Raw genomic sequence first — 12335 nt, forward strand, 5'->3', positions numbered from 1 at the left:
GGCGAGCACAGCCTGGCCAACCCTGCCCAACCCGGCCCTCAGCCCTCCCGCCACCCGTTCGTGATCGGCAACCGCCGATCCCGCCCGAATGCCTTGTTCGAGATCTTCGTGCCCGGCGGGTACTGCCGCCGCTTGTACTCCGCCCGGTCCACCATCCGCAGCACCCGGTCGACCAGCTCCGGCTCGAACCCGGCGGCCAGCAGGTCGTCGTACCCGCGGTCGCCCTCGACGTAGTCGTCCAGCAGGTCGTCCAGCACCGCGTAGTCCGGCAGCGAGTCCGAGTCGACCTGACCCGGCCGCAGCTCGGCCGAGGGCGGCTTGGAGATCGAGTTCTCCGGGATGGGCGGGGTCTCGCCGCGCTTCTCGGCTTCGGCGTTGCGCCACCGCGCCAGGTCCCAGACCAGGGTCTTCAGCACGTCCTTGATCGGCGCGTAACCACCGACCGCGTCGCCGTAGATGGTCGAGTAGCCGACCGCGAGCTCGGACTTGTTGCCGGTCGCCAGCACCAGGTGCCCGTGCTGGTTCGACAACGCCATCAGCAGCATGCCGCGGCAACGCGCCTGGATGTTCTCCTCGGCGAGACCCGTCAGCCCCAGCTGCGACACGTACACGGACACCATCTCGCCGATGGGTTCCGTGGTGAAGTGCAGGCCCGTGCGCGCCGCCATCTCCGAAGCGTCCGAACGGGAGTGTTCCGACGAGTACGACGACGGCATCGAGACGCCGTACACGGAGTCGGCGCCGAGGGCGTCCACGGCCAGTGCGGCCACCACGGCAGAGTCGATGCCACCGGACAGACCGAGCACAACGGAGCGGAAGCCGTTCTTGTGCACGTAGTCGCGCAGGCCGGTCACGAGCGCGTGCCACACCTCGGCCTCATCGGACAGTGGCTCGAACACGCGCGGTGCGGGCAGCGGTTCGTAAGGAGCGACGGCGTCCGAGATGAACACACGGCGCACGTAGAAGTCACCGATCTGACCCTGCTCGTAGGACGCCGAAGAAGGCACGTCGAAGTCCACGAGCATCAGGTGCTCGACGAACTGCGGTGCCCGTCCGATCAGCTGGCCGTCCGCGCCGACGACCATCGAGTCGCCGTCGAACACCAGCTCGTCCTGGCCGCCGACGAGGTTGCAGTACGCGAGCGGTGCGCCCGCCTCGGCCGCGCGGCGGACCACCAGGGGCAGCCGGGCGTCGTCCTTCTTGCGCTCGTACGGGGAGGCGTTGGGGGAGACGACCAGGTCCACACCGGCGTCGCCCAGCGCGGTGATCGGGCCGCCGTCCTGCCACAGGTCTTCGCAGATCACCATGCCGACCTCGACGCCGTTGACGCGCACGACGTCGAGCGACGAGCCGGGCTTGAAGTAGCGGCGCTCGTCGAACACGCCGTAGTTGGGCAGGTGGTGCTTCGACTGCCGCGCCACGACCCTGCCCTCGTGCAGCACCCCCACCGCGTTGCGCGGGCCGACGGAGTCGTGTTCCAGGTAGCCGACGACCGCGGTCACGGAGCCGAGCCCGGCGTCGTCCAGTGACACCGCCAGCGCCTCCAGCGCCTCGGCGGACGCCCGTGCGAACGAGGTGCGGATCGCCAGGTCCTCGACCGGGTAGCCGGTCAGGACCATCTCGGGGAACACCACCAGGTGGGCGCCGCCCTCGCGGGCCTTGCGCGTCCACTCCACGACCAGCGCGGCATTGCCGGAAAGGTCGCCCACAGTGGCGTTGACCTGGGCGAGCGCGATGCGAAGCTGCGGCATGCCCTCATCATCTCCCATACCATCGGACTGTGGTCCGTCTCTTGAGCGTGTTGCTCGTCATTCCCCTTCTGGCCTCCTGCACCTCGATCCTCGAAGGGACCGCCAAGCCCGGCGTGACCTTCGAGAAGCCCGGTCCGGCCGGCACCGTCCCGCCGGGACTGGAGAAGTACTACGGCCAGCAGCTCGCCTGGCAGGACTGCGCGCCGTTCGCCACGACCGGCACCAGCCGGCAGGCCTACGGCTCCAAGCGCGACGTCGAGTGCACCCGGCTGCAGGTGCCGCTCGACTACGCCAAGCCCGAGGGCGACACGATCACCATCGGCGTCCTGCGCTACCGGGCCACCGGCCAGAAGATCGGCTCGCTGCTGACCAACCCCGGCGGGCCGGGCGCGTCCGGCATGGCGTCGGCCGCGGGCATGGTGGGTGACTACCGCAAGACCGAGCTCGCGAAACGGTTCGACCTGATCGGGTTCGACCCGCGGGGCATCGGGGCGAGCGAGCCGGCGGTCCGCTGCCTGTCCAACGCCGAGCGCGACGCGGAGCGGCTCGACCTCGACACGGACACTTCTGCGGCCGGAATCGCCCAAACGGAGCAGGAGAACAGGACGTATGCCGAGAAGTGTGCGGCCGGGACGAAATTCGGGGCGGCAATGCTCGCCAACATGGGCACGCGGGACGTAGTTAAGGACATGGATGTCCTTCGCTCTGCGCTCGGCGACGCGAAGCTGAGCTACGTCGGCTACTCGTACGGCACCCGCATCGGTACCGAGTACGCCGAGACCTTCCCCCAGAACGTGCGCGCCCTCGTCCTCGACGGTGCCGTCGACCCGACCCAGGACCAGCTCCAGTCGCTGGTCGCGCAGGGTGCCGGCTTCCAGAAGGCGTTCGACGAGTTCGTCAAGTGGTGCCGGACGGAGGACAACTGTCCCCTGGCCGGGGACGCCAACACGAGCTTTCGCCAGCTCACGACCCCGTTGATCCAGAAACCGGTCGACGTGGGCAGCCGCAAGCTGTCCTACAACGACGCCGTCACCGCGACCATCCAGGCGTTGTACTCCGAGCAGCTGTGGCCGCTGCTGCTGCAGGGGCTCAACGAGCTGAAGAACGGCAAGGGCACGATGCTGCTGCGCCTCGCCGACGCGTACTTCGACCGCGACGACCAGGGCAGCTACTCGACCATCACGGACGCGTTCAGCGCCGTGCACTGCGTCGACGACCAGCGCCTGACCGACAAGAACGCCCTGCTGGAGACCGCCAGGCAGTACAAGGCCGCGGCGCCGTTCCTCGACGACGGCAACCCGCCGGGCGCGGCGCTCGACTCGTGCGCGTTCTGGCCGGCCCCGGTGACCGCGCGCACCGGCCCGCCCACGGCCGACGGCATCCCGCCGCTGCTGGTCATCTCCACGACCGGTGACCCCGCCACGCCCTACGAGGCCGGCGTGAACCTGGCCAAGGCGCTCAACTCGCGGCTGCTCACCTACGAAGGCGTCCAGCACACCGTGTTCCTGCAGGGCCAGTCGTGCGTCGACGCGGCCGGCGTGAAGTACCTGGTCGACCTGACCCTGCCCGCCGACGGAACCCGGTGCGCCTCATGACGAAACGGCGGTCCCGCATCACCGCGGCCGTTTTCGCCCTGATAGTCGTGCTGGGCACCTCCACGTCCTACGCGCGCATCGACGGCAGTCCCGTCGCCGCGCGCAAGGGCGTCGAGCGCTTCTACGCGCAGGCGTTGTCGTGGGCCGCGTGCCAGCCGTACGCGACCGATGCGAAGAGCAAGGGCCTGTTCGAGCGCGAAGGCATCCAGTGCGCACGGCTGCAGGTCCCCCTCGACTACGAGAAGCCGGACATCGGGACCATCACCATCGGGCTCTTACGCCGGCCCGCCGCCGAACAGCAGCGGCGGGTCGGGTCGCTCGTGGTGAACCCCGGCGGTCCGGGTGGTTCGGGCATGACGCACGTCGCGAACATGCAGCCGGACAACCCGGTCGGCAAGCGGTTCGACGTGGTCGGCTTCGACCCGCGCGGGGTCGGGGCGAGCCAGCCCCGCGTCCAGTGCCTCACCGACGCGGAACGGGACGCGCAACGCCTGCGCCCCAAGGGTGAGAACGCGAGCCAGACGGAGTCGGAGAACAAGTTCTTCGTCGACCGGTGCACCCAGCGCAGCGGCATCGACCTGCTGCGCAACGTCGGCACCCGTGACGTCGCACGGGACCTGGACGTGCTGCGGGCCGCGCTGGGCGAGAAGAAGCTGACCTACCTCGGTTACTCCTACGGCACGCGCATCGGCACGTTGTACGCCGAGATGTACCCGCGCAACGTGCGCGCGATGGTGCTCGACGGCGCCGTGGAGGTCAGCCCCGACCGGGTGGCCGCGTCGGCACGGCAGGCGCAGGGCTTCGAGGAGTCGTTCCAGCGCTTCGCCGGCTGGTGCGCGCAACGCGACTGTCCCCTGGGGAGGGACACGAACACCGCGGAGTCGAAGTTCCGCCAGCTGATCGAGCCGCTCAAGAAGACCCCGCTGCCGGTCGGCGACCGCAGGCTGTCCCACTCGGACGCGAACACCGCCATCATCCAGGCGATGTACAGCGACCGGCTGTGGGAGACCGCGCTCAAGGGCCTGCAGGAGCTGCGCACCAACCGCGGCACCACGTTGCTGCAGCTCGCCGACCAGTACCTCGGCCGCGCAGCGGACGGCACCTACAGCCGCATCCAGGACGCGTTCGTGGCCATCCGCTGCGTCGACGAACCGCCCATCAAGGACCGCGCCACCCTGGAGTCCAACCGCCGGAAGCTGCTGGAACTGCTCGGCAACGACACGGTCCCCACCGACGAGACGGCGCTCGGCCCGTGCGCGTTCTGGCCGGCCCCGCACACCTCGGAACCGCATCCGCCGAACGTCACCGGGCTGCCGCAGGTGCTGGTCATCTCCACGACCGGTGACCCGGCCACGCCGTACCGGTCCGGTGTGGACCTCGCGGCCGCACTGGGCGCGCGGCTGCTGACCTACAACGGCAACCAGCACACGGCGTTCCTGGCCGGTATCGGCTGCGTGGACGGGGTGGCGACGAACTACCTGGCGGAGCTGCGGTTGCCCGAGACCGACCCGGTCTGCTGACGGGCGGGCAGGAACACCGATCCCAGCGCTCCGAGCGCGCAGACCACCGACGTGATCAGGAAGATCTCGTGGTACTCGGTGAGCAGCGCCTCGGTGAGCGCGCGCTGGTACTCGGCGAACCGCCGCTGGAACTCGGCGGGCTCGACCCCGAACGGCAGCGGGGTGTCCAGGTCTGCCGTGAGCTCGCGGAAGCGGTGCAGTCCCCACGCGGACAGCGCCGCCACGCCGACGAGCATGCCCGTCATGCGCGCGACGACGACGAACGCCGACGCCACCCCGTGCCGCACCGGTGGCACGACCCGCAGCACCGCACCGGACAGCGGCGCGATCACCAGGCCCAGCCCGAACCCGGCGACCGCGAGGTCCCGCGTCAGCACCAGCCCGCTCACATCCGCCGGCCACTGCGCGATGAACACGTACGACACCGATGCGATCGCCAGACCGGCGAACGACACCCAGCGGTCACCGACGCGTCCGGCCAGCAGTCCACCCAGGACCGCACCGACCGGCAACGCGACGAGGAACCGCGTCAGCAGGGTCGCCGCGGCGGCGGAGTCACGCCGCAGCACCGTCTGCGCGAACAGCTCCACGTCGACCAGCGTCACCATCAACGCCGCACCGGCCGCCAGCGACACCCCGAGCACCGCCCAGAACGGCCGCCACTGCACACCCTCGGGATCGATGAGCCGCACGGCAGCACGGCGTTCCCACACGAAGAAGCCCGCCAACACCACCACTGCCGCACCGAGCACCGGCCAACCCCACGCGGGCAGCACGGACTTGGCGGGTGCCGGGTTGTAGAGAGCCACGACGAGCAGCGACAACGCCACCGCGAGCAGCACACCGCCCACGACGTCGATCCGAACCGGACGCCGTGTGTCCGGCACGGACCGTTGCACGACCACCATCGCGATGACTGCCAACGGCACGTTCACCCAGAACACCCACCGCCAGCTCTGCGGCTCCCACGCCTCGAACAACGGCATCGCGTTGAACAACGTGGCCACACCGATGCCGTAGAGGGTGCCGAGCACCGACCCCAGCTCCTGCGCCGCACCCACGGTCCCGAGCGCGGTCGACCGCTTCCCGGCCTCCCACAGGTCCGCGACCAGCGCCATCGTCACCGGCAGCAGCGCACCACCGGCCAGTCCCTGCACCACGCGGCCCGCCACCAGCACCGGCACGTCCGCGGCCAGTGCCGTCACCACGGACCCCACCAGGAACCCGAGCAGCGACACCTGCAGCACGAACCGCCGCCCCAGCCGGTCCGACAGCTGCCCGAGCAACGGCATGCCCGCCACGTACCCGAGCAGGTACCCGGTGACGATCGGCGTGGCCTGCTCCAGCTGGTTCACCGCGATGCCCAGGTCGCGCACGATGTCCGTGAGCACGCCGACGACGACGTACGCGTCCAGCGCACCGAGGAGCACGGCCGCGCCGGACGCGGCAAGGGCTGCTGTGCGCACGTTACGCGGGCGCCGTCACCGTGACGGGCTTGTCGAAGTCCGTCAGGCCGACGTCGACCTTCTGCCCGCCGGGCAGCTCGAACAGCGCGTTCTTCAGCTTCGAGTCCTGGTCGACGGAGAACGTCGCCTTCACGTCCGACGAGATCCCCGGCACCAGGCCCGCGGCCACGTCCTTCGGCACGGTCGCCTCGACCACCGACACGTCACCGGCCGACTTGGTCTTCGGGTCCTTCGCCGCCGACAGGACCTTCGCCACGCCCTTGTCCGGGTTCAGGATCGCCGACGGGTCGTACACCTGGCCCGCGAACGCCGCAGGCAGCTTCGTGTACCCACCGGTCGGGCCCTTGAAGTGCAGGTTGCCGCCGGTGAGCACGTACTCGATGGACAACAGCTGACCGGCGAAGTTCACCTTCGCGTTGCCCTTCGAGTCCCCGGCCGCGGTGAGGTCGCCGTCGGCGTCCTTCACCGGCACGTCCGGGAGCTCCCCGTCCACCTTGATGGAGAAGTGGACGCTCGACACCGAGCGCATCGACTCCGCCGACTTCGAGAGCAAAGTCGCACCATCGGGGAGATCCCCGCCTGAGGTGCAGCTCGTGAGCAGGGCGAGTAAGCAAACCGACAACCAACGGGCGGACATGCGTTGATCGTAGAGTCCCCCCAGGCCTTAGGCTGCGCGTTATGGACCGCCAGCAGGAGTTCGTGCTCCGCACGCTCGAGGAACGCGACATCCGGTTCGTCCGGCTCTGGTTCACCGACGTCCTCGGCTTCTTGAAGTCCGTGGCGGTCGCACCCGCCGAGCTCGAGGGCGCCTTCAGCGAGGGCATCGGCTTCGACGGCTCCGCGATCGAGGGCTTCGCCCGCGTCTACGAGTCGGACATGGTCGCGAAGCCGGACCCCGCCACGTTCCAGGTGCTGCCCTGGCAGACGCCGGAGGGCAACAACTACTCCGCGCGCATGTTCTGCGACATCACCATGCCGGACGGCTCCCCGTCGTGGGCCGACCCGCGGCACGTGCTGCGCAGGACCCTGTCCAGGGCCAGCGAGGCCGGCTTCACCTGCTACGTGCACCCCGAGATCGAGTTCTTCCTGCTCAAGGGCCTTCCCGGCGACGGGAGCGAACCCGAGCCCGCCGACAACGGCGGCTTCTTCGACCAGACCTCGCACGAGACCGCCACGCACTTCCGCCGCCACGCCATCGAGGCGTTGGAGGCCATGGGCATCTCCGTCGAGTTCAGCCACCACGAGGGCGCACCCGGCCAGCAGGAGATCGACCTGCGCTACGCCGACGCCCTGACCATGGCCGACAACGTCATGACGTTCCGGTACGTGGTGAAGGAGGTCGCGATCACGCAGGCCGTGCGCGCCTCGTTCATGCCCAAGCCGTTCTCGGACCAGCCCGGCTCCGGCATGCACACGCACTTCTCGCTCTTCGAGGGCGACCGCAACGCGTTCTACGACGAAGAGGACCCGTACCAGCTCTCCGAGATCGGCAAGCAGTTCGTCGCGGGCATCCTCAAGCACGCGCGCGAGATCTCCGGCGTCACGAACCAGTGGGTCAACTCCTACAAGCGCCTGATCGTCGGCGGCGAGGCACCCACGGCGGTCTGCTGGGGCCACGCCAACCGGTCCGCGCTGGTCCGCGTGCCGATGTACTCGCCGGGCAAGTCGTCGTCGCGCCGCGTCGAGGTCCGCACGCTGGACTCCGCCTGCAACCCGTACCTGGCGTACTCGGTGATCCTGGCCGCCGGCCTCAAGGGCATCGAGAAGGGCTACGAGCTGCCGCCGCCCGCCGAGGACGACGTGTGGTCGCTCACCGACCGCGAACGCCGTGCCGCGGGCTACGCGAACCTGCCGCAGAACCTCGGCGAGGCGCTCACCGAGATGGAGAACTCGGAACTGCTCCCCGAAGCGCTCGGCGAGCACGTCTACGACTTCTTCCTGCGCAACAAGAGGACGGAGTGGGACGCGTACCGTCGTAGCGTCACCCCGTACGAGTTGCGCACTCTTCTTCCCGTGCTGTGAGGCCGATACGTTGCTCTCCGTGACAGAGGTACCCGAGTTCCAGCCGACGATCTGCGCGTGCACGGTCGCCACGGCGGCGGAGCTGCCCGCGGTGAAGGTGCTGTCCAGCTCCTTCCTCGCGGAACACCCCGAGGGCCGGTTCGTCGCGCTGATCGTCGACGCCCAGCCCGAGCACGCAGGCCCCGGCCTCATCACACCGCTCGAGATCGGCGTCTCCGAGGTCGAGCTGCACGTGCTGGCCACCGCACGCGACGCCGCCGAGCTGAAGGCCGCCATGCTGCCCCGGCTGCTGGAGGCGCTGCTGACGCAGGGCATGCCGGTGCTCTACCTCGACCCGTGGGTGCAGGTCTTCGGGTCGGTCACGAAGCTCGTGCTGGAGGCGCTGCGCACCGCACCGGTCGTGCTGCTGCCGCGCACCCTGCGACCACTGCCCGACGACGGCCTGCAACCGGGGCCGTGGGAGCTGCACGAGTCGGGCGCCTTCGACCCCGGTTTCATCGCGGTCGGCCCCGGCTCCGAGCCCTACCTCGGCTCGCTGGACATGCCCGCGATCGTGCCGCACCACGTCGTGCGCGACGCACGGGTCGGACTGTCCGTGTGGAACGTCGCCGACCGGCCGTTGCACCGCTCCGAGGCCGGCACCGTCCAAGTCCTCGGCGAGGACCTGCTCACCGTGCACTTCGCGGGCTTCGACCCCCTGCGGCCGTGGATGCTGTCCGCGGAGTTCGTCGAACGGCCGCGCGTGCTGCTGTCCGAACACCCCCTGGTCGCCGACCTGTGCACCGCCTACCGCGCCGAGCTGGTGCGCTGCGGGTGGACCACCGCCCCCGTGCCCTACCGGTTCGGGGCCCTCATCGACGGCACGGTCATCCCGTCCGAGCTGCGCGCCGACTACCGGGCCACCGCACCGACGCCGCTGCCCGCGTTCGGCGAGGACGGCGGCGGCGGGTTCCTCATCTGGGCGTGCGAGCGGACCGAGCAGGGCGGCACCCGCTGGGCGGACGCCGTCTGGCGCGCGGACCCCGCGCTGCAACAGCAGTTCCCCGCACCCTTCGGCGCCGACTTCGAGGACTGGCGCGAGTGGTGCGCCGGTGCCGGCGTCGCCTCCGGGCGGCTGCCCGTGCCCGCCGTGCCCCAGCCGCGGTCAGAAGGCCCGGCGCTGCTCGACCAGCTCGGCGTCTCGATCGTCGGCAACGGCCCGGTGACCGAACGCGTGCTGGCCGCCGCACGGGCGTCCGGGCTGCCCGTGTCCGACTCCGCCGCCTACCCGGTCGTCGTGCGCACCTCCGACGACGTCGAGGTCCCCGACGGGCGGTTCGTCGTCGACATCGCCCTGGACGCCTCCGCGGCCGACGACCGCGTCGGCGTGAACGAGCTGTGGGTGTCGTCCGAGTCGTCACGCGCCGCCGCGGAACGCATCGGCGGCCCGATCGTCCGCGTGGTCCCGGTACCCGTGCACGACGTGGGCGCACGTGACCACGAGGCCGGCTCGGTGGTGGTGTTCGCGGCCATCGCGGACCACGCGCTCGACCGGCCCGGCAACGTCCTCGGCGCCGTGTCGGCGTTCCTCAGCGCGTTCCCCGACCGCACCGACGTGACGCTGCAGGTCGCGGTCTCCGGTGCGTACGACCACCCCGAGGCCGCCGAGCGGCTGCGCCTCGCCACCGCCTCCGACCAGCGGATCGCCCTGGTCGAGGACTTCGACGTGTGCCAGACCGCCGACGTCGTGGTGTCGCTGCACCGCGGCGGCGCCGACGACCGGATCGCACTGCGCCTGGCCGAGCTCGCCGTCCGCGGCATCCCCGTGCTCGCCTCCGACCACGGCGGGGTGGCCGAGCTGTTCGGCAAGACCGCCGTGCTCGTGCCGTGCCACCAGGGCGCAGAACCCGACGTCCAGGCCGCCGCGAAGCTGATGCGGTCACTGGCCGACGACCTCGGTACGGCCGCCGCCCTCGGCCAGGCCGCACGCGACCACGTCCTGTCCGTGCGGTCCGTCGCACGCGTCGGCGAACTGCTGCGCGAACGCGTCGAGCACTCCTACCGCGGCTGGCGGGCCCGCCGGCCCAAGCCGCGCCCCGAGGTCGACCCGCTGCTCGCACTCCAGTCGGCCAAGCACGCGTTGCTGCGCCAGCCCGACGTGGGATCCGCACACCGAACGCCCATGGCTCCCGCGCTGCGCAAGGTCGTGCTGCGCGCGCTGGACCACTACGACAACCACATGCGCGAGGTGCTCCACACCCTCGTCGACGGCGTCGAACGCACCGTGTCCGAGCTGGTCAACCGGCAGGACGCGCTGCGCACCGGCGTCGGCGCGGGCGAGCTGGAGCTGCTGCGCGCCGAGGTCGAACAGGTCGCCGCCCGCCAGACCCACTTCACCGACCAGCTCGTCGGCGTCGACGACGGCGTGGTCCGCGTCCGCGCCGACATGGCCGGCCAAGGCCGCCGGCTGCGCGAGATCGAGGACGCCGTCGTCGCCGAGGCTGCCAAGCGCGCGAAGACGACCGACGTGCTCGCCGACCGGATCGACAAGCTCACCGTCGCACTCGACCGCACGCTCGACCGGATCGACACCCTCGAATCGCGCGTCGTCGAGGTGTTCCGCGAACGCGACACCCGCCTCGACGCCGCCGTCCGCGCCGCCCACCAGGCCCAGCAGACCGCCGACGCGCTCCGCCGGGTCGTGGTGCGCCAGCACGAGACCTCCTCCGACGTGCCCGGGGTGCGCAGCTCGCTGGTGCTGTGCGACGCGGGCATGCTGCGGCTGCCCTCCGACGACGCGTTCATGCTGCCGCTGCTGTCGTCCAACGGCGTGTGGGAACCGGACCTCGCCGAGGTGCTCGACTCGCACGTCGAACCGGACGGGATCTTCCTCGACGTCGGCGCGTATGTCGGCTACCACTCCATCAGGGTGCTGTCCCGCCTCGGCCTGATGGGCGCGGTCGTCGCCGTCGAACCCGACAGGGGCGCCGCGGCCCTGCTGCGGCACAACGTCTCCGCGAACCTGCCCGCCGCCGTCGCCGACCGGATGACCGTCATCGAGGGCGCCGCGTGGGAGAGCACGGGCGAGCTCGCCGCCGCGCCGACGCTGACCGGCGGGGTGTCGGTGGCACCGCTGCCGGCCGACGCGGGCGACGACGTCCCGCGGGTCCGCGCGGTCCGGCTCGACAAGGAGCTCGAGGAGATCGCCCTCGCACAGGGCATGAAGCTCTCGGTCGTCCGGGTCGACACGCCCGGTCGTGGTCACCGCGCACTGGCCGGCCTGGTCCGGTTGCTGCGCAGGGACCGCCCGCAGGTGTTCCTCGAGTTCTCCGCCACCGCGACCGCCGACTTCGGTGACGATCCGGTGACGGTCCTCAAGGAGTTCGGCATCTGGGGGTACGAGCTGGTGCCGCTGGCCACCCGCCAGGCCGCCTCTCCCGAGCAGATCGTGCGGGCGATGGAGGGTCTGCGGTCGGTCACGCTGTGGCTGCGACCGCGTCCGATCGGCGCCAAGCCAGCCGCTCCGCCGCCGTCCGTGCCCATCAAGCAGCCCGCTGACCAGGCGATTTGACACCGGTGCCCCCGGTGAGTAACTTTCTCCGGGTCGCAAGCGAGACCCCCGGAACGAGCGGTTGACACCGCGGATCGGGCCGGGTAAAGTTTCACGGCGTCAAACCCCCAGAAGTAAATGAACGGCCTACCGTGCTGTCCGGGATCTGAAAATGACCCCGATTTGACACCGGAAAAGCCAGTCGGATAACTTCTGAACCAAGCAAAATTGAATGCGAAGCGAGTTTGCGCCGCACCGAAGAAGCCGAAACGGCCGATTTGACAAAGCGAAAACGAACTGGCTAAGCTTCAAACACAAGCCCCGAGAGAAACTCTCCGGAAACGGAGATGGACCCGGTGAGCGCGTGTTCTTTGAGAACTCAACAGCGTGCCGATAACACAGCCAGTAATATGAATACTCCTCGTCAGGAGTATTCCTTTGAGTAGCTAGAC

General features: G+C 70.2%; 7 protein-coding genes. 4 read left to right on the forward strand and 3 right to left on the reverse strand.

What is annotated here, in order from left to right; all coding sequences use genetic code 11:
• Positions 1-38: 38 nt before the first annotated feature.
• Positions 39-1751: an NAD+ synthase gene (locus AB0A63_RS07740; RefSeq protein ID WP_360386576.1), complete on the reverse strand. Its 1713-nt coding sequence runs from the start codon at positions 1749-1751 to the stop codon at positions 39-41.
• A 29-nt stretch (positions 1752-1780) separates the two neighbouring features.
• On the opposite strand from AB0A63_RS07740, the gene AB0A63_RS07745 reads away from it, so the two are divergent.
• Complete coding sequence (locus AB0A63_RS07745) at positions 1781-3346, forward strand: alpha/beta hydrolase (RefSeq protein ID WP_360386578.1); 1566 nt, start codon at positions 1781-1783, stop codon at positions 3344-3346.
• On the forward strand, positions 3343-4866 hold the full coding sequence (locus tag AB0A63_RS07750; RefSeq protein ID WP_360386581.1) for an alpha/beta fold hydrolase: 1524 nt from the start codon (positions 3343-3345) through the stop codon (positions 4864-4866). Before AB0A63_RS07745 ends, AB0A63_RS07750 begins: the two co-directional genes overlap by 4 nt.
• Here the strand turns inward: AB0A63_RS07750 and AB0A63_RS07755 are convergent.
• Entirely contained in the window at positions 4821-6332 is a 1512-nt protein-coding gene (locus AB0A63_RS07755; RefSeq protein WP_360386583.1) for an MFS transporter, read from the reverse strand. The genes AB0A63_RS07750 and AB0A63_RS07755 overlap by 46 nt on opposite strands.
• A 1-nt stretch (position 6333) precedes the next feature.
• Positions 6334-6885, reverse strand: a complete 552-nt coding sequence (locus tag AB0A63_RS07760) for an LppX_LprAFG lipoprotein (RefSeq protein ID WP_360386585.1) — start codon at positions 6883-6885, stop codon at positions 6334-6336.
• A 125-nt stretch (positions 6886-7010) separates the two neighbouring features.
• Between AB0A63_RS07760 and glnA the strand changes: the two genes are divergently transcribed.
• Positions 7011-8354, forward strand: coding sequence for a type I glutamate--ammonia ligase (glnA, locus tag AB0A63_RS07765; RefSeq protein WP_360386587.1), 1344 nt, complete (start codon positions 7011-7013; stop codon positions 8352-8354).
• 19 nt (positions 8355-8373) lie between these two features.
• Complete coding sequence (locus AB0A63_RS07770; RefSeq protein ID WP_360386590.1) at positions 8374-11904, forward strand: FkbM family methyltransferase; 3531 nt, start codon at positions 8374-8376, stop codon at positions 11902-11904.
• Positions 11905-12335: the final 431 nt, after the last annotated feature.

Source organism: Lentzea sp. NPDC042327 (assembly GCF_040647275.1).
Lineage (GTDB): Bacteria > Actinomycetota > Actinomycetes > Mycobacteriales > Pseudonocardiaceae > Lentzea.